At 55.4% G+C, this 23,340-nt stretch carries 22 protein-coding genes and 2 pseudogenes; 13 read left to right on the plus strand and 11 right to left on the minus strand.

From position 1 onward, the window contains the following. The first annotated feature begins 65 nt into the window (after window positions 1–65). The 6 genes from JJB97_RS05480 to artJ (JJB97_RS05505) all read left to right on the plus strand — a co-directional run bounded on the left by JJB97_RS05480 (window position 66) and on the right by artJ (JJB97_RS05505) (window position 4,939). Window positions 66–608, plus strand: a complete 543-nt coding sequence (locus tag JJB97_RS05480; protein ID WP_238713021.1) for a lipoprotein — start codon at window positions 66–68, stop codon at window positions 606–608. A gap of 198 nt (window positions 609–806) precedes the next feature. Next, the gene (gene artP / locus JJB97_RS05485; RefSeq protein WP_238713022.1) at window positions 807–1,535 is read left to right on the plus strand and encodes an arginine ABC transporter ATP-binding protein ArtP; all 729 of its coding nucleotides are present in this window, start codon (window positions 807–809) and stop codon (window positions 1,533–1,535) included. A 22-nt stretch (window positions 1,536–1,557) separates the two neighbouring features. Continuing rightward, the gene (gene artJ / locus JJB97_RS05490) at window positions 1,558–2,289 is read left to right on the plus strand and encodes an arginine ABC transporter substrate-binding protein (protein WP_238713023.1); all 732 of its coding nucleotides are present in this window, start codon (window positions 1,558–1,560) and stop codon (window positions 2,287–2,289) included. Between the two features lie 8 nt (window positions 2,290–2,297). Continuing rightward, window positions 2,298–3,014: an arginine ABC transporter permease ArtQ gene (gene artQ / locus JJB97_RS05495; RefSeq protein ID WP_238713024.1), complete on the plus strand. Its 717-nt coding sequence runs from the start codon at window positions 2,298–2,300 to the stop codon at window positions 3,012–3,014. Beyond that, the gene (artM, locus tag JJB97_RS05500; RefSeq protein WP_238713025.1) at window positions 3,014–3,682 is read left to right on the plus strand and encodes an arginine ABC transporter permease ArtM; all 669 of its coding nucleotides are present in this window, start codon (window positions 3,014–3,016) and stop codon (window positions 3,680–3,682) included. The genes artQ and artM overlap by 1 nt, the downstream gene beginning before the upstream one ends. Window positions 3,683–4,207: 525 nt before the next feature. After that, window positions 4,208–4,939: an ABC transporter substrate-binding protein ArtJ gene (gene artJ, locus JJB97_RS05505; protein ID WP_238713026.1), complete on the plus strand. Its 732-nt coding sequence runs from the start codon at window positions 4,208–4,210 to the stop codon at window positions 4,937–4,939. 81 nt (window positions 4,940–5,020) lie between these two features. On the opposite strand, the gene rlmC is transcribed toward artJ (JJB97_RS05505), so the two are convergent. The 7 genes from rlmC to ybjM all read right to left on the minus strand — a co-directional run bounded on the left by rlmC (window position 5,021) and on the right by ybjM (window position 10,128). Continuing rightward, window positions 5,021–6,166 carry a 23S rRNA (uracil(747)-C(5))-methyltransferase RlmC gene (gene rlmC / locus JJB97_RS05510; protein ID WP_238713027.1) on the minus strand — a complete coding sequence of 382 codons (1,146 nt, stop codon included), beginning with the start codon at window positions 6,164–6,166 and terminating at the stop codon, window positions 5,021–5,023. Between the two features lie 98 nt (window positions 6,167–6,264). Then, complete coding sequence (locus JJB97_RS05515) at window positions 6,265–6,732, minus strand: YbjO family protein (RefSeq protein WP_238713028.1); 468 nt, start codon at window positions 6,730–6,732, stop codon at window positions 6,265–6,267. A 122-nt stretch (window positions 6,733–6,854) separates the two neighbouring features. Further along, a complete protein-coding gene (locus JJB97_RS05520; RefSeq protein ID WP_238713029.1) occupies window positions 6,855–7,022 on the minus strand; it encodes a hypothetical protein in 168 nt (55 codons plus the stop codon). A gap of 125 nt (window positions 7,023–7,147) precedes the next feature. Beyond that, window positions 7,148–7,627 carry a YbjN domain-containing protein gene (locus JJB97_RS05525; protein ID WP_238713030.1) on the minus strand — a complete coding sequence of 160 codons (480 nt, stop codon included), beginning with the start codon at window positions 7,625–7,627 and terminating at the stop codon, window positions 7,148–7,150. Window positions 7,628–7,716: 89 nt separating this feature from the next. Then, a complete protein-coding gene (gene rimK, locus JJB97_RS05530) occupies window positions 7,717–8,619 on the minus strand; it encodes a 30S ribosomal protein S6--L-glutamate ligase (protein WP_238713031.1) in 903 nt (300 codons plus the stop codon). Window positions 8,620–8,708: 89 nt separating this feature from the next. Continuing rightward, a complete protein-coding gene (nfsA, locus tag JJB97_RS05535; protein ID WP_238713032.1) occupies window positions 8,709–9,431 on the minus strand; it encodes an oxygen-insensitive NADPH nitroreductase in 723 nt (240 codons plus the stop codon). A 313-nt stretch (window positions 9,432–9,744) separates the two neighbouring features. After that, complete coding sequence (ybjM, locus tag JJB97_RS05540) at window positions 9,745–10,128, minus strand: inner membrane protein YbjM (RefSeq protein ID WP_238713033.1); 384 nt, start codon at window positions 10,126–10,128, stop codon at window positions 9,745–9,747. A 294-nt stretch (window positions 10,129–10,422) separates the two neighbouring features. Between ybjM and JJB97_RS05545 the strand changes: the two genes are divergently transcribed. The 3 genes from JJB97_RS05545 (at window position 10,423) to JJB97_RS05555 (ending at window position 14,805) form a co-directional block, all read left to right on the plus strand. Beyond that, entirely contained in the window at window positions 10,423–12,111 is a 1,689-nt protein-coding gene (locus JJB97_RS05545) for an aspartate:alanine antiporter (RefSeq protein ID WP_238713034.1), read from the plus strand. 407 nt (window positions 12,112–12,518) lie between these two features. Next, window positions 12,519–13,736 (plus strand): MFS transporter, encoded by a 1,218-nt coding sequence (locus JJB97_RS05550; RefSeq protein ID WP_238713035.1) that lies wholly within the window; start codon window positions 12,519–12,521, stop codon window positions 13,734–13,736. A gap of 256 nt (window positions 13,737–13,992) precedes the next feature. Beyond that, the gene (locus JJB97_RS05555; RefSeq protein WP_238713036.1) at window positions 13,993–14,805 is read left to right on the plus strand and encodes a Cof-type HAD-IIB family hydrolase; all 813 of its coding nucleotides are present in this window, start codon (window positions 13,993–13,995) and stop codon (window positions 14,803–14,805) included. Between the two features lie 135 nt (window positions 14,806–14,940). Here JJB97_RS05555 and JJB97_RS05560 read toward each other — a convergent pair whose 3' ends face one another. Continuing rightward, window positions 14,941–16,170, minus strand: a complete 1,230-nt coding sequence (locus JJB97_RS05560; protein ID WP_238713037.1) for an MFS transporter — start codon at window positions 16,168–16,170, stop codon at window positions 14,941–14,943. A gap of 580 nt (window positions 16,171–16,750) precedes the next feature. Between JJB97_RS05560 and ybjG the strand changes: the two genes are divergently transcribed. Then, a complete protein-coding gene (ybjG, locus tag JJB97_RS05565) occupies window positions 16,751–17,359 on the plus strand; it encodes an undecaprenyl-diphosphate phosphatase (protein WP_238713038.1) in 609 nt (202 codons plus the stop codon). Between the two features lie 72 nt (window positions 17,360–17,431). Beyond that, a complete protein-coding gene (gene deoR, locus JJB97_RS05570) occupies window positions 17,432–18,193 on the plus strand; it encodes a DNA-binding transcriptional repressor DeoR (RefSeq protein ID WP_238713039.1) in 762 nt (253 codons plus the stop codon). Between the two features lie 236 nt (window positions 18,194–18,429). On the opposite strand, the gene dacC is transcribed toward deoR, so the two are convergent. From dacC to JJB97_RS05585, 3 genes are all read right to left on the minus strand, one after another. Next, a complete protein-coding gene (gene dacC, locus JJB97_RS05575; protein WP_238713040.1) occupies window positions 18,430–19,620 on the minus strand; it encodes a serine-type D-Ala-D-Ala carboxypeptidase in 1,191 nt (396 codons plus the stop codon). Between the two features lie 823 nt (window positions 19,621–20,443). After that, a complete protein-coding gene (locus JJB97_RS05580) occupies window positions 20,444–21,550 on the minus strand; it encodes a PQQ-dependent sugar dehydrogenase (RefSeq protein ID WP_399198146.1) in 1,107 nt (368 codons plus the stop codon). Window positions 21,551–21,608: 58 nt separating this feature from the next. Further along, a complete protein-coding gene (locus tag JJB97_RS05585) occupies window positions 21,609–21,995 on the minus strand; it encodes a biofilm formation regulator BssR (protein WP_238713041.1) in 387 nt (128 codons plus the stop codon). Window positions 21,996–22,169: 174 nt separating this feature from the next. On the opposite strand from JJB97_RS05585, the pseudogene JJB97_RS05590 reads away from it, so the two are divergent. Both JJB97_RS05590 and JJB97_RS05595 read left to right on the plus strand, forming a co-directional pair. Continuing rightward, a pseudogene (locus tag JJB97_RS05590) lies at window positions 22,170–22,460 on the plus strand (IS3 family transposase); the annotation flags it as partial. Between the two features lie 57 nt (window positions 22,461–22,517). Beyond that, window positions 22,518–23,188: pseudogene (locus tag JJB97_RS05595) on the plus strand (IS256 family transposase); the annotation flags it as partial. Window positions 23,189–23,340 lie beyond the last annotated feature (152 nt).

Consider the following 23,340-nt stretch of genomic DNA (forward strand, 5'->3'; position numbering starts at 1 on the left):
CAGACTATGCTTTAACCAGCATGAATAATAAACCGCCGCCTCTTGTAAAACATAAGGAAGTCAGGATGAAACGTTCTGAACGGGCGCTTATTGCGCCTTGTGTACTGCTACTGAGCGCCTGCGCCGCGTTCACCCCCGTGACCGTCCCTCCTGCCTATAAGGATAACGGCGTTCGCGTCGGCCCCTGCGTCAGCGGCGGTCCGGATAGCGTTGCGCAGCAGTTTTATCATTATCGCATCACGCATCCAGGCCCGGGGTTGAACAATCTGGCAGGCCTGCGCCCTTACCTGAGCGACGCGCTGTGGCGTCGGCTACAGGCAGCGCAGCGCGCGCCACAGATGCATTCGCTATTTCTGCAAAACGACCTGTTTACCAGCCGCACAGGCGGTATTGACGCCGCACGCGTGAGCAGCGCCTCCACGCTGCCCAACACCGACGCACGTAATATACCGCTGCGCGTAACCCTTACCAGAGGCAACCAGCAGTGGCAGGACGAAGTCCTGATGGTGCGCGACGGCAAGTGTTGGTCAGTTGACGACGTACGCTATCTTGCGCCATCGGTCTTCGCGCCATCAGGTTCGCTGCGCCTGTCGCTTGAAAATCGCTGATTTCAGGAAGGCGCCGGTAAAACGCGCTGACGCGACGATAAAGCCGCCCACACCTCTTCCTGGCGGGCGACGCCCTGATATTTTGTGCTAAATTTCCAGGATTACGTCGTGTTTTTTTTAGTTTTAACGCACAAATATTGCATAACTATTCTGTCAGCGTTACTATTCGCGGCCTCAATCGCTATTCAATTACAACGCATGAGCATTCAACTAAACGGCATTAATTGTTTTTATGGCGCGCACCAGGCGCTGTTTGATATCACACTCAGTTGCCCGCAGGGTGAGACGTTAGTGCTGCTTGGGCCAAGCGGCGCGGGCAAAAGCTCTCTGTTGCGGGTATTAAACCTGCTGGAGATGCCGCGTTCAGGCCAGCTCGCTATTGCGGGTAAACAATTTGATTTTGCCAAAGCGCCGGCTGAAAAAGCGATTCGCGAGCTGCGTCAAAACGTAGGTATGGTATTCCAGCAATATAACCTTTGGCCACACCTGACGGTTGTGCAGAACCTGATTGAAGCGCCGTGCCGGGTGCTGGGATTATCAAAAGACAGCGCCCGCGACCGCGCGAATAAACTGCTCGAACGCCTGCGCTTATCGCCTTATGCCGATCGCTATCCGCTGCATCTTTCCGGCGGTCAGCAGCAGCGTGTAGCGATTGCCCGCGCGTTAATGATGGAGCCGCAGGTGCTGCTGTTTGACGAACCTACCGCAGCGCTGGATCCGGAAATTACCGCCCAGATAGTCAGCATTATCCATGAACTGGCGCAAACCAATATCACGCAGGTTATCGTGACGCACGAAGTGGAGGTGGCGCGTAAAACTGCCAGCCGGGTGGTCTATATGGAAAACGGACATATCGTTGAGCAGGGCGATGCGAGCTGCTTTAACCACCCCCGGACCGACGCGTTCAAATCTTATCTTTCTCACTAAACGTTAGATTGGGAATATGACAATGAAAAAAATTCTGCTTGCCGCGCTGTTAGCCAGCCTGAGTCTTTGCGCCACAGCCGCACAAACTATTCGCTTCGCCACAGAGGCCTCTTACCCTCCGTTTGAATCCATGAACGCGGACAACAAAATCGTCGGCTTTGATGTCGATCTGGCGAACGCGCTGTGTAAAGAAATTAACGCGACCTGCACTTTCAGCAACCAGTCGTTCGATAGCCTCATCCCCGGTCTGAAGTTTCGCCGTATCGATGCCGTGATGGCCGGTATGGACATTACGCCGGAGCGTGAAAAGCAGGTGTTGTTTACCAACCCCTACTACGATAACTCAGCGCTGTTTATCAGCCTTGCCGGGAAATACGCCAGCATTGAGGATCTTAAGGGCAAAAAAGTGGGGGTGCAAAACGGCACCACGCACCAGAAATACATCACTGATAAGCACCCGGAAATTAACACCGCCGCTTACGACAGCTACCAGAACGCGCGTCTGGATCTGCAAAACGGACGCATTGACGCCGTGTTTGGCGATACCGCAGTCGTAACCGAGTGGCTGAAGGCCAGTTCAACGCTTGCCGCCGTTGGCGATAAAGTAAAAGACAAAGATTACTTCGGCACAGGCCTCGGCATCGCCGTACGCCATGGCAACACGGCGCTTCAGCAGCAGTTTAACGACGCGCTGGACAAAGTGAAGAAAGACGGCACTTACGGCGCCATCTATAACAAATGGTTCCAGAAGTAACTAACTGAATGAACGAAATTTTTCCTTTAGCAAGCGCTGCCGGGATGACGCTTGGCCTCGCGCTTTGCGCGCTGGTTACAGGCCTGGCGCTGGCCATGTTGTTCGCCGTGTGGGAGTCCGCCAGGTGGAGGCCCATCGCCTGGCCTGGCACGGCGCTGGTGACTATTTTGCGTGGCCTGCCGGAAATTCTGGTGGTGCTGTTTATCTATTTCGGCACATCGCAACTCCTGTTAACGCTCTCGGACGGTTTCACTCTTAACCTGGGGGTGGCGCAAATTCCCGTGCAGCTACAAATAGAAAACTTTGACGTCAGCCCCTTCCTGTGCGGCGTGATTGCGCTGTCTCTGCTGTACGCCGCTTATGCATCGCAAACGCTACGCGGCGCGCTAAAAGCGGTAGCGCAGGGCCAGTGGGAATCAGGCCAGGCGTTGGGGATGAGCAAAAGCGCTATCTTTTTTCGTCTGGTAATGCCGCAAATGTGGCGCCACGCGCTGCCGGGCCTGGGTAACCAGTGGCTGGTGCTGCTTAAGGATACCGCGCTGGTGTCGCTAATCAGCGTCAACGATTTGATGTTGCAGACTAAAAGCATCGCCACCCGCACGCAGGAGCCGTTTACCTGGTATATCGTCGCTGCGGCGATATACCTGGCGATTACCTTACTTAGCCAGTATGTGCTGCACCATATCGACAGGCGTGCGACGCGTTTTGAAAGGAGGCCCGGCTGATGCTTGAGTATTTACCCGGGCTAATGAAAGGCCTGCATACCAGTCTGACGCTAACTGTTGCATCCATTGCCGTTGCGCTGGCGCTGTCACTGGTTTTTACCGTCATTCTGACGCTAAAAACGCCGCTACTGTCGCTGGCGGTACGCGCCTACATCACGCTGTTTACCGGCACTCCGCTGCTGGTGCAAATCTTTTTAATTTACTACGGGCCGGGCCAGTTCCCGTCGCTCCAGCAATATCCGTGGCTGTGGCGCCTTTTATCTGAGCCGTGGCTGTGCGCGCTTATCGCGCTATCGCTCAACAGCGCCGCTTACACAACACTGCTGTTTCACGGCGCCGTGCGCGCCATTCCCGAAGGCCAGTGGCAGTCCTGCCAGGCGCTGGGGATGCGTCGCAAAGATACGCTGGCGATTCTACTGCCCTATGCGCTCAAGCGCGCGCTCTCTTCTTATTCCAACGAAGTGGTGCTGGTATTCAAGAGCACGTCTCTTGCTTATACCATTACGCTAATGGAGGTTATGGGCTATGGTCAGCTTTTGTATGGGCGCACATATGACGTGATGGTATTCGGCGCAGCAGGGATAATTTATCTGATTGTCAATGGGCTACTGACGCTACTGATGCGCCTGATTGAACGCCGCGCGCTGGCGTTTGAGCGCCGTAACTAAATACACCTTCGCAAAGCGGGCCGGCACGCCCGCAAAGGCTGTTGTTAAACTCCGGGCCGAACAATTTCGGCCCGCGCTCCGGCAATTAAAACAGCAAATTCAACGCGTTGATTTCCAAAGGATAACCGCAAGGAGGGCAAATTTACGTTTTGCTCTCTTTAGCATCATTCTCAGCGGGCCTGCCGCCCGCTCAGATTGTTGACAAAGAAGGAAAAAACGGGATTTTTCCTTCTTTGTGGTAAGCCGGAGAAAATCAATGCTTTGATTTCCCCTATTTTTTATTGTTTTTCATCTATCCTGTCTGCAACAGAATAAGGTTTGTCCACAGTCTCAGCGGGCCTGCCGCCCGCTTTTTTGCGGCGTTTGCGCCCCTGCCCCGCCTCGTCCTGCTTCCAGCTCGCCGCGTCCCCTGGCGCACATAATAAAATATCAATATTTATGCTTGTTAATTGAATATAAATTCATTTCATGGCAAGGTAGTGAACGATCCGGAACACAATAATACTCACAGATGAGAGCCAACTAATGAAAAAATATCTTATCGCCGCCGTACTTACCGCTATCGCCTTTAACGCCGGCGCAGCAAGCAAAATTCGCTTCGCCTCTTCCGCGACTTACCCGCCTTTTGAATCGCTTGACGCCAGTAACCAGATTGTGGGATTTGATATGGATCTGGCAAAAGCGCTGTGCAAGCAGATGCAGGCGGAGTGTACCTTCACGAACCACGCCTTCGACAGTCTGATCCCGGCGCTGAAATTTCGTAAATACGATGCCGTCATTTCCGGGATGGATATTACGCCGGAGCGCAGCAAACAGGTTGCATTTACCCATCCCTATTATGCGAATTCAGCGCTGGTGATTGCGAAAAAAGGCGCCTATACCCGCTTCGATCAGCTAAAGGGCAAGCGCATCGGCATGGAAAACGGCACCACGCATCAAAAGTATTTGCAGGAAAAACACCCGGAAGTGAAAACAGTGGCCTATGACAGTTACCAGACGGCGATTATCGATCTGAAAAACGGGCGGCTCGACGGCGTATTCGGGGATACCGCCGTGGTAAATGAATGGCTTAAAACCAACCCACAGCTTGGCCCGGCGACGGAAAAAGTCACCGACGCGCAGTATTTCGGCGCGGGCCTTGGTATCGCGGTGCGCCCGGACAATACCGCATTGCTGGAAAAACTCAATGACGCGCTGGCGGCCATCAAAGCCGACGGCACCTATCAAAAAATCAACGACCGCTGGTTTGCGGAATAACCGCGCGGCCGGCGGCTGATTTTACAGCCCCCGGATAGCCGCCGCTTACGGGCGCGCCCTGCCACAGGCGCGCTTTATCCTTCACGACGCGTTATCCTCCGCTCTTTCCAGCAGCGTCAGCACTTCATAATGCGCGGTGTGCGCAAACATATCAAAAAGCTGTACCCGCACAATGCGATAGTCGGGCAAAAGCCGCAAATCCTGCGCCATTGTCTGCGCATTGCAACTGGAATAAATTATCCAGCGCGCGGCCATACGGCTTAGGTACTCGCACAGCGGCGCGCCAATGCCGCGTCTTGGCGGGTTAACCAGCACCAGGTCGGGGATAGCGTGTTGCCCCAGCGCAAACTGCGTAGAATCCAGCGCCTGAAAGCGCAGATTATCCGCAAGCCCCAGCGCTTTGGCGGAACGCTGCGCACAGGCGATGGCTTCAGGGGCAATTTCAATCCCGGTCAGCCGCATTTGCGGCGTGGCGCAATGCAGGCCAAAGCCGCCAACCCCGCAAAACAGATCCCACATATGCGTTACCGGCAGCGCGCGCACCCAGTCGCGAGCGGCAGCGTAGAGCGCAGACGCCACCTGCGGATTGGTCTGAAAGAAACTCTGCGGCCGGATCCATAGCGGCACGCCGTTGAAAACCTCCGCCAGCGCCTGCTGCTCTGTCAGCCAGATTTCCCGCTCACCTTCCATAATCGCCATATGCACCGGCTGGAGGTTAACGGAAATCACTTTCAACTGCGGTAATTGCGCCCGCAGCCAGGGCAGCGCCGCGCGAAGCTGAGGGAGTTTCGCCTCCGAGCGCAGCACAAAACGCAGCATCATAGCGCCATCATGCTGACTTTCTGTCAGCAACAGGTATTTCAGTTCGCCGCGCCGCCGCGCTACGTTATAGGGCGTCAACCCTGCGCGAGCAATAAATGGCTTTAGCGTCGCAAAGACGGGTTGGAAAGAGTCGGGGTAAAGCGGGCAGTCCGTCAAATCTTCAGCCGTGCCGTCACGGCGCAGCATACCCAACAGCGGGCGCTCCACGCTACCGCTGACGACCATCTTAGCTTTGTTACGAAAACCGAACGCCGGGCCGCTGACCGGCGCAAGCCACTCCCCTACGGCCCGCCCCGCCAGTAGCTGGCGCAGGCTGGCCATTTTGGCGCAAAGCTGCTGCGCCATCGGCTGTTCCAGCCACTGGCAGGAGCGACAGCGGCCGGCGTGATAGAGTGCGCATTGCATAGATAAAAACCCCGAAGAAAAAACGGCGCTGATTGTACCACCGCTAGCGTCCAGGCTGTGTCCCTTAATTCTCATGATGCTGGATTAAGGGACACAGCCTAGTGTACCCGGAAAAACAGGCGGCTGCGGGGCGGAATAAAGAGCAGAAACAGTACCAGTACATCCGGCAGCTTTTTAGTGACCAGCGCACGGAAAATATCGCCCGGCGTTTCGCCTGGCAAACTGAAAAGCTCAGGGTAGCCCCAGCCCAGCGAGGCGGACATCAGGTAAACAGAGGAGAGAATTTGCGTAATAAGGAAAAGCCAGCGCCCCCAGTTGCGCCCTTTCATCACAACAAAAGCGCAACGCAATTCAATACAAAGCACAAACAGGCTACCGAGAAAAACCAGAGTAAGCGGCCAGGTTTGCGCGCTGCGCTGAATCAGCTCTCGCAGCCCACGCACCCCCATCATGTCGAAAACCATAAAGAGATCCAGCCCGCGGGTCATGATAATAGCGGTAGCGGCTACCATGACCAGCACTGGCGGATTGAGTCTGGCGTGAGACAAGGTTCGTTTGTTTAACATTTGGCGGCTTCAGGCTTCCTGCACAATACCGACGCCGCTCACCGGCAGCGCCAGTATGATGATGGCAGATTTCCATACATTCAGCCACGTCTGGCACGCAGAAACGCATGCGTTTGCTGCTTTTATGCTCGCGACATTAAGTACCAGTTAGCCAACCATACCGCACCAACAACGGACAGAAACAGCGCCAGCGGCGCATTAAACGCATGATTATTCCCCGCCAGGCCTGGGGCGAGGCAGCGCTGGCAGCGCGCCAGCCCCGGCCTGAAGCGCCCCCTGGCGTAACGCACTTTTTCGCCGGCGAGGCGAAGAAAAAAGCCTGGCAGGCATGGCGGGGCGAAATAAGGGAAAAGCGCGCGATAAATCAGCGGCAAAAACGCTAACGCATCGGGCGCCTTGCGCCCGGTAACACGAATCAGTGCAGGAAAGGCGTTTCAACCACAATGGTGCTGCGTTCTTCCTCGTCGGAGGTATACAGCAAGTGGTGGGCGCTCGCTTCAAGGATGACCATCGAGATTTGCTCTTCGCTCTGGCGCACAAACAGCGCGAACTGCTCGTCGGTCACACCCGCGCTCACGCAAAGAGACTGGCACACAACCAACCGCGGCATGTTATCGTCCTGGATGTCAAGAAACGCTTTCACCGTAAGAGAGCTGGCATTGATGGAAGACAAATCGGCACAGAGCGAAAGCAGCGCTGAAGGCTTTACTTCTGCCAGGGCAGAGAACAGCACCACATTATCCACCAGGTCGATTTTGGCGTCGAAAACCCCTTCGACGTTCTGCATATGCGGCAAATGCAGAGCCTGACAGGTGTCGCACTCAAAAAAGCTGACGCCAAGATCGTCGAGCCAGCGGCGCAGGGTGTCAAGCGAGGGGATAACGGTGGTACCCATAACGGACTGATAACCTCTGATAGCGAACAAAAGAGCGCATATTACGCAAAAGGCGTAAACAGCGCCATGATCCCGGCGACAAAATGATCTCAACCGCCGGTTTTCAGGCAAAAGCCAGGGCGTGCGTGATGCTCAACCCAGCTAATCATTTTTCCGGCAATATCCATACCGGACGTTTTCTCTATCCCTTCCAGCCCGGGCGAGGCGTTAACTTCCATCACCAGCGGGCCGCGTGCGGCGCGTAAAATATCCACGCCCGCCACTTCCAGCCCCAGCGTTGAGACAGCCTTGAGCGCAATCTCCCGCTCCCGGGGCGTAATGTTGACCACACGCGCCACGCCGCCGCGGTGCAGATTGGAGCGAAAATCCCCCTCCTTCGCCTGGCGTTCAATGGCCGCAACCACCTGGTCGCCCACCACCAGGCAGCGAATATCGCGGCCTTTAGCTTCGCGGATATACTCCTGCACCAGGATATGGGCATTCAGGCCGCGAAAGGCATCGATAACGCTTTCCGCCGCCTGCCGCGTTTCAGCCAGCACAACGCCAATCCCCTGCGTGCCCTCCACCAGCTTAACGACCAGCGGCGCGCCGCCTACCAGCTCAATCAGATCGCTGGTATCGTCGGGTGAATGAGCAAAGCCGGTAACGGGCAGGTCAATGCCCTGGCGCGCCAGCAGTTGAAGCGAGCGCAGCTTGTCCCGCGCACGCGCAATCGCCACCGATTCATTGAGCGGCCAGCTCCCCATCATCTCAAACTGACGCAACACGGCGGTACCATAAAATGTGATAGCCGAACCAATGCGCGGGATCACCGCATCGTAATGAGGAAGCTGTCGCCCCTTATCATGAACCGAAGGAGAAGCCGGATTGATATTCATATAACACGAAAGCGGATCGATAATATCCACCAGGTGCCCACGCTGTGTGGCGGCCTCGCGCAGTCGTCGACAGGTCCAGAGCGTACTGTCTCTGGATAAAATGGCGATTCTCACTCTTCACCTCATCTTTGGCAGTATGAATCGACAAGGCGCGCATCATACCACTGCGTCCGTCTGACCACGAGCCGGGCGCGGCGATTTTATTAGCGCGTCGCCCACCCTTGCCTGTGCAGGTAGTCAAGGATAAACGGGCGGCTCTCTTTGATAAGGGTGCGGCGAATATGATCGCTCCAGGTATCGCGGCGGTTGTTGCTGCTGCGCGAAAGATAATATTCAGCCAGGCGCGTATCGTACTGCGCCAGCGCCTCAGGATCGACAGGGTGATAATGATTTTCATGCACAACGACAGAGGCCGGCAACCGAGGCTTTAAATCGGGATTATCCGCAGGCCATCCCAGACACAAACCAAATAGCGGCAGCACGTGCTTTGGCAACGCAAGCAACCGGGTGACGTCTTCTATGTTATTGCGAATACCGCCAATATAAACGCCGCCCAGCCCCAGCGATTCAGCGGCAACCAGCGCGCTTTGTCCCATCATCGCCGTATCCACTACGCCAAGCAGTAGCTGCTCTGCCAGCCCAAGCTCTGCCTGCGGGCAAATTTGCAAGTGGCGATTAAAGTCAGCGCAGAAAATCCAAAACTCTGCGGCCTGCGCCACGTGCTGCTGGCCGCCGGTCAGCGGAACAAGTTGTTCACGCATTGCCTTATCCGTGATGCGGATAATAGACGTACACTGGAGAAAGCTCGAACTGGACGTTGCCTGAGCACTGGCAATAATCGCTTCACGCTGCGCTTTAGTAAGCGGCCGATCGGTATAATGGCGAACGGAACGGTGGGCGCACAGCAGATCAATGGTTGGCGTCATCTCTTTTTTCCTTGGGTAAATGCGGCGCCCTGAGGCCTTATCAGCGACTAAGCGACCTGACAGGCCACGGCCCGGAGAAACATCATGGCAGCAAAGCGTATCGGCGCAGCGCGGAAAAACGCTATCGCTTATAGCAACAGCCCCGTTAAAAAACCGGCAACAGCGAGATATAACGGTGATGGAAAAGTATGACTCGCCAGCAGCCAACCAGTCCCGGCAAAGCGTTAAACGCGCGCCTTGCTCTGCGCTTGTTGCCAAAACGACGCCAGTATACTCAGGCTTTACCGGCGTGGATTAACGAACAGCGCTATTTTTAGCGCGCGTGCGTGCGGCGCTGAACGCGAAGATGTCGGCGTAGCCGGTTAATAAACAGAGAAAGCAATGTGCCAATGGCGCACCAGAACACGGCGCTGAAAAGCCAGGCCATCTCCTGGAGCACCGGGCGCGCGGGCATTTCCCCGACGTAAAGCAGCAGAAAACAGACCGGCAACGCCAGCAGCGCGCCATAAAGCGGCTTATGCAGCGAACCGCAACGCAACAGCAGCCCGCCTGCCAGGCCCGGTACGATAAACAGCAGCAGGCTTGGTTCGGCTTTGCCCAGCACGCAGATCGACGCGCCGCTCAGTTTGTCGTATATAAACACCAGAATAAAAAGTGCAAAGCCGCAGGCAATCCCCGGCCATGAATGACGGCACATAACCAGCACTCCTCCAGACATTGTTACAGTCTCATTTTCAATATTCGACCCTGGTGGATCTGTCCACTTGATAAATACTTCAGCAATCCGATGCCAAAACAAACTGGAAAACAACGCGGTATTCATACTGGCCGTTGATTCTTAATGCGATTAAACTAACGGCACCCCGAAAGGGCATAAACTTGTTATTTTTTATAATGCGGATGGTCTTAACTGCAGACATTCCTTATAAGGACACTAGCGCAAAAGGCTATCGCATTCAACAATTTACTGGTAAACAAGAAGTTAGACTCCGTGAATATAAACGTCGCAGAATTGTTAACCGGGAATTACATCCTGCTGTTATTTGTGGTTCTCACCTTAGGACTTTGCCTGGGGAAAATCAGGCTTGGCTCAGTGCAACTGGGTAATTCCATTGGTGTTTTGGTTGTTTCGTTATTGCTCGGTCAACAGCATTTCGCCATTAATACCGACGCGCTAAACCTGGGCTTTATGCTGTTCATTTTTTGTGTCGGAGTGGAAGCCGGGCCAAACTTTTTTTCTATTTTCTTTCGCGACGGTAAAAATTACCTGATGCTGGCGCTGGTGATGGTCGGCAGCGCGCTGCTGATAGCGCTCGGGTTAGGCAACGTATTCGGCTGGGGAATAGGCCTGACTTCCGGCATGCTGGCAGGGGCGATGACCTCCACGCCGGTACTGGTAGGCGCAGGCGACACGCTGCGCCACTCCGGCCTTTCAGGCCAGGCGCTGGCGCTTACGCTCGATCAACTCAGCCTGGGTTACGCGCTTACCTACCTCATCGGCCTCGTCAGCCTGATTTTCGGCGCACGCTATATGCCCAGACTACAGCATCAGGATCTCCAGACCAGCGCCCAACAAATCGCCCGCGAACGCGGGCTGGATACCGACTCCACGCGCAAAGTGTTTTTGCCGGTTATTCGCGCCTACCGGGTTGGTTCAGAGCTGGTGGCATGGGCAGACGGCAAAAATTTGCGCGAACTGGGCATTTACCGCCAGACCGGCTGTTACATTGAACGCATTCGCCGCAACGGCATCCTTGCCACGCCCGACGGCGATGCCGTCCTTCAGCAGGGTGACGATATCGCGCTGGTGGGCTACCCCGATGCTCACGCCCGCCTGGATCCAAGCTTTCGCAACGGTAAGGAAGTATTTGACCGCGATCTGCTCGACATGCGTATCGTTACCGAAGAGATCGTGGTGAAAAACCACAACGCCGTGGGCCGCCGCCTCGGCCAACTCAAGCTTACCGATCACGGCTGCTTTCTTAACCGCGTGATCCGCAGCCAAATAGAGATGCCGATTGACGACAATATCGTCCTTAACAAAGGCGACGTCCTTCAAGTCAGCGGCGACGCGCGCCGCGTCAAAACCGTGGCCGATCGCATCGGCTTTATCTCAATTCACAGCCAGGTCACCGATCTGCTGGCCTTCTGCGCTTTCTTTATTGTTGGCCTGATGATTGGGATGATTTCCTTCCAGTTCAGCTCATTTAGCTTTGGCTTCGGCAACGCCGCCGGGCTGCTGTTTTCCGGCATCATGCTTGGTTTTCTGCGCGCCAACCACCCTACTTTTGGCTATATCCCCCAGGGCGCGCTGAACATGGTGAAAGAGTTCGGGCTGATGGTATTTATGGCCGGGATCGGCCTGAGCGCCGGTAGCGGCATCAGTAACGGGCTTGGCGAGGTAGGCTGGCAAATGCTGGTTTCCGGGCTGCTGGTCAGCCTGCTGCCGGTAGTCATCTGCTTCATCTTTGGCGCCTGGGTACTGAAGATGAACCGCGCGCTGCTGTTCGGCGCCATTATGGGCGCACGCACCTGCGCGCCTGCGATGGAAATCATCAGCGATGCCGCGCGCAGCAATATTCCAGCGCTTGGCTACGCGGGCACTTACGCCATTGCTAACGTATTACTGACGCTGGCAGGAACGCTGATTGTCATTTTCTGGCCAGGGGCGGGCCTGTAACGTTACGAAAATAAGTTATTTTAAAATAAAGTGAACCTTTAAGAGAGGCGCAAGTCATAAAGAGTGCCACTGCTTTTCTTTGATGTCCCTAAATTTGTGGAGCCCATCAACCCCGCCGCTTTCGGTTCAAGGTTGATGGGTTTTTTATTGCCTTACCTTTATCTTTATTAAACTAAAATGCACTTTCTGGCGTCGCGACAGTGCGTTATACCTTTCTGTTCGCTGCGCATAACGCCGTTATCCCGACATTGCCAGCGCCGCTCAAAACGCCCGAAGCTGAGCGAAACCGTTTAACTCTCCGGCCTGGTTAGTACGTAAAACAAACCCGTTAACGCAAGCTGCGTGCTTGTGTACAATTGGACAAGAGATTGTTAGTGTCATTTTTATTTCGCCCAAACCGGACTGCCATGACCGCCGTTTCCAGCCGCAAATCGCTTCTTCGCCGCACCTGGGCGCTGTACGCTTTCTTCTTTCTCCCCGGCCTGCTGATGGCGTCCTGGGCTACGCGTACGCCCACTATCCGCGATGTGCTGGCGGTTTCTATCTCTGAAATGGGCATTGTATTGTTCGGCCTGTCTGTCGGCTCCATGAGCGGTATTCTCTGTTCCGGCTGGCTGGTCAAACGCTTTGGCGCTCAACCGGTAATTCGCAACGGGATGATGCTGGTGGTCGCCGGTATGTTGATGATGAGCCTCGCGCTATGGCTCACTTCGCCGTGGCTGTTCGCCCTTGGCCTGGCAGGACTTGGCAGCGGAATGGGCAGCGCTGAAGTGGCGATCAACGTAGAAGGCGCAACCGTGGAGCGCCTGCGGCAAAAAACGCTGTTGCCGATGATGCACGGGTTTTACAGCCTCGGCACGCTAACGGGCGCCGGTTTAGGCATGGCGCTCACCGGTTCCGGCCTGCGCGCCGAACTGCACCTGTTGCTGGCCGGGCTTATCGTTATTATCCCTATGATGATTGCAATGACCGCGATCCCCGCCGGCACGGGGAAGCAATCTCTTGCCTGCGGCAATGACGCAGCGGCGCGCCCGGGCAAGCCGTTCTGGAAAGATGGTAAACTGCTGCTAATCGGCCTAATCGTGCTGGCGATGGCCTTTGCCGAAGGGTCCGCCAACGACTGGCTACCGCTACTGATGGTGGATGGACACGGCTTCAGCCCAACCTCCGGCTCGCTAATTTATGCCGGGTTCACGCTCGGTATGACGCTTGGCCGTTTCGGCGGCGGCTGGTTTATCGATCGCTACAGCCGCGTGGCAGTGGTGCGCGCCAGCGCGGTGTTGGGCGCGCTTGGCATTGCAATGGTTATCTTTATTGATAGCGCGTTTGTCGCCAGCCTGTCGGTTATTTTCTGGGGGCTTGGCGCATCACTGGGGTTCCCACTCACTATTTCTGCCGCCAGCGATACCGGCCCGGACGCGCCAACCCGCGTTAGCGTTGTTGCCACTACCGGCTATCTCGCCTTTCTGGTTGGCCCGCCTCTGCTGGGTTTCCTCGGCGAGCGCTATGGCCTGCGCAACGCCATGCTGGTCGTGCTGGCGCTGGTTCTTATTGCTGCGCTGGCGGCAAAAGCCGTAGCCAAACCTCCAGTTGTTACGCATTGTGGTAAAGCGCAAACGCAATAACGACACATTCAGCCCCCTATGCCCTGCGGGAATGGGGCCGCGCTAAGCGGTATATCGCGACACGGATGCCGTTAACTATCCCGGCAGACCGGGCGTGGATAACGCCGGCGCGCAGTTCACACGAGGTTATGCGCCGCCAAAACGCGTTGCCATTATCAAAACTTGCGCTACCGATCGCCGGCGCTCACGGTAAATACGGCGATGCCCTGCTGGCATCATTCACCCAGCCGGTATCGGCGGGCCTGAGGAGACAACCATGCCTGTAAAAATGATCGCCGTGGATATGGACGGCACCTTCCTGAACGACGACAAGCGCTACAACCGCGCGCGGTTTCTCACACAATATGCGCGCATGAAGGAGCAAGGTATACGTTTCGTCGTCGCCAGCGGCAATCAGTACTGGCAGTTAATTTCCTTCTTCCCGGAAATCGCCAGTGAGATAGCCTTCGTAGCCGAAAACGGCGGCTGGATAGTATGCGAAGGCGAAGATTTGTATAACGGCGCGCTAAGCCGCGACCAGTACGCCACAATGGTAGACCACCTGTTAACGCTGCCGGACGTGGAAATTATTGCCGCCGGCAAAGAAAAGGGCTGGACGCTGCGCCGCTACAACGACAGCTTTCACCGGATGGCGGCAAAGTATTACCACCGCCTGGAGCGCGTGGACGACTTTTTCACCATTGACGATACATTCTTCAAATTTGCGCTCAACCTGCCGGATAACCGGCTACAGCAAACCATGCGCGACCTGCAAAAAAAATTGGGCGATATTATGGTACCGGTCACCAGCGGCCACGGCTCTATCGATCTCATCATTCCTGGCCTGCACAAAGCAAACGGGCTGCGGATACTGCAACAGCGCTGGGGCATTGAGGATCGCGAAGTGCTGGCGTTTGGCGATGGCGGCAACGATACCGAAATGCTATGCCAGGCCGGATTTGGCTTCGTTATGGCAAACGCCCCGGACAATATACGCGCGCTCACGTGCTATGAGGCGCCGCACAATAATCAGGAAGGGGTGCTGGAAATCATTGAGAAAGCACTGAACGGCGAAGCGCCTTTTGCTTAAAAGAGAGGATTACGCAGCCGAAATAACAGAAAATGAAGTGGCTATTTTTCGGCTGACGGCAACAAAGCGGGCAAAATCACCTTTCTGCCCGCGCTGTCGTGAATCAGAGGCGGGAAACCCCACCCCACGCCGCGATCATGACGGCTGGCGGGCCGCCCCCACACTTTTATCGCGCAAAAACAGCACAATTAATACCAGCCACACCAGCCCACAGGCCAGGTTAAACAGGTTGAATAGCCCGTTTCCCCCCAGTAACCAGGCATGCTTGCTCAACTCAATACCTGCAGTGAAAATAAGCATCTGCAGCATTCCCATCGCCGCTGATACCGTGCCTTTGCTCATGGGGCTGGAAAATAGCGTCAGGCGCACCAGCCCGGCATTCGCCAGACCAATGCCAAACGCGTATATGCTAAGCCCAAGCGTCATTAACAGCCAGGCGTGCGGTAAAATAACGGTGGCCAGCGCCGCCAGCACCAGGCCGACAATGACAGGCCAGCCGCCGAAAATAATCAGCGAACGTACGCTGCGCCGCGACGTGAATCGCGCCAGCACCAGGTTACCGGCAATCAGCGCGCCAAAAATCGGCACCTGCAATATACCGTATTCAAAGCTGCTAAGTTGTTCACCGCTGATGATAATGACTGGCGACTGCGCAATCCATGCCAGCAGCGGCAGGCTGACGAATCCTGTCGCCAGCGCGCCGGTCATAAAACGGCTGTTTTTCACCACGTCGCGATAGTCGCGGCCAAGCTGAGCCACCGACAGCTTTTCACCCAGCCGGGTAGCCGTTTCCGGCATAGCGCGCCACAGCCCCCCCAGCGATACGGCGCCCAGCGCAGCAAACAGCACAAACATTGTCTGCCAGGGGGCAACATGCACCCAGCCTGCGCCCACCAGCGGCCCCAGCAGCGGCGCAATCAGCGCGACGTTCGCCATCAGCGCCGTAATTTTGATACATATCGCCTCTTCAAACGATTCCTGAATGGCGGCGTAGCCCACCGCGCCAATGAAACACAGGCTGATACCCTGCAAAAAGCGAATTACGGTGAATTGTTCAATTGTCTGCGCAAGCAGAATGGCAAGGCAGGAAAAAATAAACCATATCACGCCTGTGAGCATTACCGGACGGCGCCCAATGCGATCCGACAGCGGCCCCAGCAGCCACTGCAAAAACATACCGCCTGCAAGGTAGGCGGTCATAGAGGTCGGCACCCATTCCATCCCCGCCTGGTATTGCTCAACAACCGCCAGCATACCGGGCTGGATCATGTCGTTAGCGATATAGGTTGAAAACTCATAAAGTACAAGGCAGAGCGGAAAAAGCAGCGCCCGGCGCCCCAGGGGCTTAGCTAAAACAGTATGCATAAGCGGCTCATGTAAAAGAAAACGCGCAAAGTTTAATGAAATTACCAATTCCGGCATAGAGAAATTATGACAGTACGTGAATAAATTGCGCTGCCATCTGCCTGATTTAATTTTTTTAAGCTAAATTTGGCAGGCTTGACGGTAACTTAATCTGCCGTGTTCCCCGTTAATCGCCCCCCCGGACGCCGGCCAATCGCGTAATGAATTAGACATTCCCTCTTTACCGGCTGGCGCTGAACTTTTATCTTTATCCTCTTTTCTGGCTGCCGCACAGCGAAACGCGCGCTCGTTACCTGATTAGTACTGGTTTGATGTCTACAGTACGCTTTACGTGACAGAATAACCGCTGGCAGGCGCTCAAGGACGACATTATTGCAGGCAGCGTATTGGCTGCTGATACGCCCAGTAGCGCCAGCAGCGAGCGTGGCGCGAGCATTTCCGGGCCTGACAATGCGCGTTGGGCAGCTCATGCGCGAAGCGCATTTTCCCCAAAACGGCAGGCTGGCCGGTGGGTCTGGCTACCTCTGGCTACGGGCTGGGGGAATAGCTGCTACAATCCTGAATGAGAGCAGGTAGTTATATGTTAGAAACGCTAAATCGCCACTGGTTTTTATTAGTTAACGCAACGCCTGCCTCAAGCGACTGGCAGATAGATACCGCAAAGTACATAGCACGCGATCTGATTTATATCATGCCCGTCCTGGTGGCGATGATGTGGCTTTGGGGATCGCATCAACGCACCAACGAACGCCGCCATATGGTCATTAAAACGGCCCTCGCGCTGGCCGCCAGCCTGACAATCTCCTGGCTAATGGGGCTGCTGCTGCCGCATCCACGCCCTTTCGCCGTCGGATTAGGATATAACTTCCTGCAACATACGCCGGACAGTTCGTTCCCGAGCAATCACGGCACAACCAGTTTCACGTTCGCTCTCGCTTTTCTGTTCTGGTATCGCCTGCTGCCCGGCGCGCTGCTCTTTATTACCGCCTGCGCTATCGCCTGGGCAAGGGTTTATCTCGGCGTTCACTGGCCGCTTGATATGGTGGGCGGCCTGCTCACGGCCCTGTGCGGCTGTCTGATAGCTCAGCTCATCTGGAACTACCAGGGGCGGCACCTGCATCTGGCGCTCTCACGGCTCTATCGCCTCTGTTTTGCTGTGCCTATTCGTAAAGGCTGGGTGCGTGACTAGCACGCCTTCCCCCATTAAGATAGCGCCATAACGCGTTTTCTGGCGTAAACGGCACTGTTTTTGGAAAAGTATATGGAATCTCGTCGTGAACAACGCATCACCTGGCTACTGCAGGCGCTGCGCCAGCGTGACAAGCTTCGTCTGAGAGAGGCCGCAGCGCAACTGGGCGTTTCAGAGATGACGCTCCGCCGCGATCTTAGCGCAGACGATACGCCCGTTGTACTGCTGGGCGGACATCTGGTGCTGGCGCGTAGCGCTGCGGGCGCTCATTATCTGTTAAGCGATCAAAAAAACCGACATGTGAAGGAAAAGCGCCACGCCGCCCGCCTCGCCGCCGCGCTCATCAAGCCGCATCAGACGCTTTTTTTTGACTGCGGCACCACCACGCCATTTATTATTGAAGCGCTGGCGCCGGAACTGCCGTTTACCGGCATCTGTTATTCGCTTAATATTTTCCTGGCGCTGCGTGAAAAACCGCAGTGCCGGGTCATTCTCTGCGGCGGTGAATTTCAGCCCGGCAGCACAGTTTTTTGCCCGCTTAACCTTCGCGAAACACTGGCTAATCTCTGCCCCGATCTCGCCTTTCTGTCGGCGGCGGGCGTCCACCCACGCCAGGGGGCAACCTGTTTTAATCTTGACGAACTGCCGGTCAAACACTGGGCGCTGGCAATGTCGAAGAAACGGGCGCTGGTCGTGGACAGCAGCAAATATGGCGTAGTACGCCCTGCCCGCATGGGGCCGCTGTCGGCGTTTGACGCGCTAATAAGCAATGCGCCTGCGCCGCAGGAGTTAACCCGGCAGGCGCTGGCGCAAGGTGTTGAAATGATTTCCTGACAGTATCCAGCGCCGCATCGCCTCCCCTTTTTCTCACTGCGCGCCCGCGCGGCAAACAGGGCCAGATAATAACGTTTTGATTTACCTGGTTTATCATCCGGCCATTTCGGGCTGATTCTATTCGGCCGACATTTGACGGCACTCGCAGGCGTTGAGATAAAAAAATACCCTGCCAGGCTTGCGCGCGACAGGGTAGAACGGCTTTTTATTCTAACGCGGCAAGGCGCGACGGGTCATCAGGAGAACCAGCCGTGAAACTTCATCAGCACAAAATCGACAAGACGGCTGAAGAATCCCCCTTTATTCACGGCTTCCATTACCACCAGTGGCCGCTGCTCAATAGATTTACCGTTAAGCTGGAAATCAATAGTGCCTACAACCTGGCCTTTTTTCAGCGGCGCGGTCAGTTGCGTACTGTTGAGGGTATAGCTCGCTTTGAGGTTTTTCATCTGCCCGCGAGGAATAGTTACCGCACCGCTGTCGCCTGCGCCCAGGTTCACCTCTTTGACATCGCCATACCACACGCGCTGCGAGACAAATGGGGTATCCGGCTTCACCGGCGTTACGGTTTCATAGAAGCGGAATCCCCACGTCAGCAGCTTCTGAGATTCACGAAAGCGAATACCGTCAGTTTTAGTGCCAAGCACGACCGATACCAGCCGCATGTTATCCTGCGTGGCCGATGCCACGAGGTTATACCCCGCGCCGGCAGTGGTGCCGGTTTTCATGCCATCCACATTCAGGCTGGAGCTCCACAGCAGCCGGTTGCGGTTTAACTGACGAATATTGTTAAAGGTAAATTCTTTTTCTTTATGGACGGCGTATTCGTCCGGCACGTCGCGAATTAGCGCCTGACCAAGCCGCGCCATATCGCGCGCGGTGCTGTATTGCCCCGGCGCGTCCAGGCCGTGTACTGTTTTAAACATCGTATCGGTAAGACCAAGCTTGCCGGCATAGCTGTTCATCAGGCCGATAAACGCATCCTGACTGCCCGCTACATGCTCGGCCAGCGCAATACAGGCGTCATTACCGGACTGAATAATCACGCCTTTATTGAGGTCTTCAACAGAAACGCGATCGCCCGGCTTCAGAAACATCACCGAAGATCCGCGCAGCGCTGGATTACCGGTTGCCCACGCGTCCTTACCGATGGTCACCATATCCGTAAGCCGAATTTTACCCGACTTGATTGCCTGGCCAACCACATAGCTGGTCATTATCTTGGTGAGGCTGGCGGGGTCCAGCTTCGCATCGGCATTACCTTCGGCCAGCACCTTACCGCTGGCGAAATCCATCAAAATCCACGCTTTTGCGTCAATTTCCGGCGCAGCCGGTGTCTGTTCGGCATGCGCCATCGGCGCCGCCGCCAACAACAGCGCGCCGGCTGCCGCCCATCTGCGTATCGCAGCGAAAATCAAACTCGTCATATATTCCCCGGGTATCCATTCTTTAACCCCGCCAGGCCCGGCGGCCTGCGGAGAAACGAAGAAGTAATAACCCACAAATCATCTTAAAGAAACAGTGAGTTGGTAAAGTTTGTTAAGTTTACCCGATAACCCGGCGGCCCGCTGCCAAAGCGCGCATTTTTTCGCGCTACCGGATCGTGAAACCAGAAAATTCTATAATCGCTTTTATTGATGTGAAGCATTAAGCATGCGCCATACGAAGCAGAGAAATGATACCTGTGTAAAAAGCGCTGTGATGACCTAAGTCGCGCCAGGAAGCATACCCGCGCGTCCCGGCGGGCGGCGAAGATGGGCTAAATCGAAGGCGGGCTAAAACAAGGCGCAGCCGACAATGCCGCCTGATGGCCTGTAACTCCGCCTGCGCGGCGAGGCCCCGGCCTGTTACAGTGGAAACACACAGCGTTGTGCGCTAACCGGCGGCGCAATACGGGCAGACGCCGCTGTGGCAGGTAACGTTTGCCGCGCGTCAGGGAAAATTGAACAGACCAGGCTCCCGGTACACTCACGCAGCCATATCGCAGCGTATTTATCACCCTGATGCGCAACGCCCGGCATATTGTACGCAGTATTGCCGGTTGCGCCGCTCTGTCTGCCACGCCGTGATGGCGTTAGCGCGGCAGCCGGGGCTTTCCGGCAAGTGTACCGGCTCTGGCATATCGCGCCCGGTCCGTAGGGCGCTTCCCTGTTAAAGCTTCAGTACCGAACTGGCGCCACACCCGCAACTGTGAATGCGGTATCAAAGGCTGTGCCGACGAACCGCGTTAAAAAACGGTGATAATTTTGCTTAGCGAGCCTTTGGGCTTATTTTCAAAAGCTGGCCGTCGGATTCATCGGTCAGCACATATACATAGCCGTCCGGCCCTACCCGCACGCTGCGAATCCGCTGCCCAAAATTGGTGAGCAGGCGCTGTTCATCGCTTACCTGTCGGCCTTCCACCTTCAGAGAAATGAGCGCTTTTTGTTTCAGCGCGCCGATAAATAGCCGATATTTCCACTGTGGAAAAACATCGCTATTGTAAAATGCCATGCCGCTGATAGCGGGCGACACTTTCCAGTAATACACTGGCGCAGTCACGCCCTGCGCTTCGCCTCCCCGGGTTTCCGGGTAAGGTTCGCCGCTGTAATCGACTCCCCAGGTGGCAATGGGCCAGCCGTAGTTCTTTCCTGCCTGTGCAATATTAATTTCATCGCCGCCGCGTGGCCCGTGCTCATGCATCCAGATTTCGCGGCGAAACGGATTGAGCGCCATCCCCTGTGCATTGCGAATACCATAAGCCCAGATTTCCGGTCTGACGCCCGCGCGCCCGACAAACGGATTATCCTGCGGTACCCGGCCATCGGCGGTCAAACGCACCACTTTCCCCTGTAATTTGCTGAGATCCTGCGCAGCATTGCGCTGATTATTCTCCCCCAGCGCAATATAAAGAAAGCCTTTTGCATCAAATGCCATACTGCCGCCAAAATGATTGCCGGTTGAAAGTTTTGGCGTCTGACGAAACACTACGGTGAAATGTTCAAGCCGGGTCATATCTTCACTAAGCCTGCCATAGCCGACTGCGGTGCCCGCCTTACCGGTCGCATCGCCTTCAGCAAAGCTGAGCCATACCCGGCGGCTGGCGGCAAAGTCCGGGGCCAGCACAACATCCAGTAGCCCCCCCTGGCCGTGCGCCCATACTTTCGGCACGCCGGCAATGGGGCCAGAAAGCCCCTCTTCAGGCTGCCAGCGCAGAAGTTGCCCGTTACGCAGAGTAATCAGTATCCCCGCCTTGCCCGGTAAAAACGCCAGCGACCAGGGATGGTTAAGTTTGCTTTGTAAAATTTCCACGCGGGCAGGCGCACAAACCGCAGCGGCAGAGAACAATATAAGACAGAAAATTAATACGCGCCGCAGGCGTGCCGCCGTCACACGCTTGCGCAGTCCGCCGCCGGCTAAGCAGGCCAGCATCGCATTAGTCCGTTGAGATAACCGCACGGGCTTGTTCCAGCGCGCTTAACGCCTGGCCGAGTTCTTCTACGCTTATTGCCAGCTTTTTCGCATCCACGCTGCACCACTGTGGACAGTCACGCGGCCCGCTCATCAGGCAGAGCGCAGCGTGCGATAGCGCAGCCATTGCATGCTGCAAATGTTCACTCTCCTGCCCGGAAAGCTGCGCGCCTTCGCGCGAATGAAACACGCGATACTGGGCGTTAAGTTCAAACAACTCATCGCGCAGCCGTTCGCTTTCCGCCAGCGACACCGAGCCGCAGGCGCGACAAATCTGCAACGTGGAAAACAGCGCGCGATAGGCGGCATTGAGCCTGCGTACCGGCAGTTTCCCACTATTGGTTACATGCATAGTCCCTCCTCTGCTATCCAGACAGTATCGTGGTTAAGTATATGAGAAAATTATCAGTCAGCAGGGAAAGATAAAAAATTTACCGCTACCGCCTGCGCCACCACAGAAAAAGCGCGCACGTTAGCGATCTTCCCCTGCGCCGGGATCTGTTCTTACCCAACAATAGTGGACACGTGTAGCGACCGCGGCGGTCAGTACTGTTCAACGGATTACCAGAGCTTACTGAAACGCCATAATCTGCAGGGTAGTATGAGCGCCAGAGGCTGTTGTTATGACAATGCCTGTGCAGAAAACTTCTTCCACACGCTGAAGGTGGAATGTATTCACGCAGAGGACTTTGCCAGCCGGGAAATCATGCGGGCAGCGGTATTTAATTATATTGAGTGCGATTACAATCGGTGGCGTCGTCACAGTGCCTGTGGCGGTCTCAGTCCGGAACAATTTGAAAACCAGTACCTTGCTTAGGGTTGTGTCCATATTACGCGGGTAGGATCATTTAGTCTCCAAGAAACCCGGTACGGTTCAGTTTACACCGTGCTGGCGCTGAATCTGGAGGGCAAAAAGGAAGTCCCGGGCCTGTATCTGTCGGAAAACGAAGGGGCGAGCTTCTGCTGTCGGTATTAAGCAACCTGCAAAATCGCGGCGTGGAAGACATTCTGATCGCCTGCGTGGACGGGCTGACCGGTTTCCCGGAGGCGATAAACAGCATTTATCCGCAGACAGAAGTTCAGTTGTGCGTCATTCACCAGATACGCAACTCGATTAAATACGTGGCTTCAAAGCACCATAAAGCGTTCATGGCTGACCTGAAGCCGGTGTATCGTGCGGCGCCAAAAGAAGCGGCAGAAACGGCGCTGGATGAGCTGGAGGCGAAATGGGGCCAGCGGTATCCGGTGGTACTCCAGTCGTGGCGTCGCAAGCGGGAAAACCTGTCAGCATACTTCCGCTATCCGGCGAATATCCGCAAGGTCATTTACACCACAAATGCTATCGAATCGGTACATCGGCAGTTCAGGAAACTGACAAAAACCAAAGGGGCTTTCCCGAATGAAAACAGTCTGTTGAAGCTGCTTTATCCGGGACTGATGAATGCAAAGGAGAAATGGACAATGCCCATTCAGAGCTGGAATTTGACATTGTCGCAGTTAGCCATTTATTTTGAAGGGCGACTGAATAATGTGATGACGCTGTAGAATTTTTAACGTGACACAGAATTCTGAACGCTCTCCAATGTCATTGTATTTAAAATATTTTTTGGTACGCGATTGATTCTCTTAGTGCCAATCAATAGTATCATTGACAGTTCCCCGCGTAAGCGCTGAGGAATCCCCAGTAATGGGCGGGT

The sequence above is a fragment of the Tenebrionibacter intestinalis genome, from assembly GCF_016632365.1.
Taxonomy (GTDB): Bacteria; Pseudomonadota; Gammaproteobacteria; order Enterobacterales; family Enterobacteriaceae; genus Tenebrionibacter; species Tenebrionibacter intestinalis.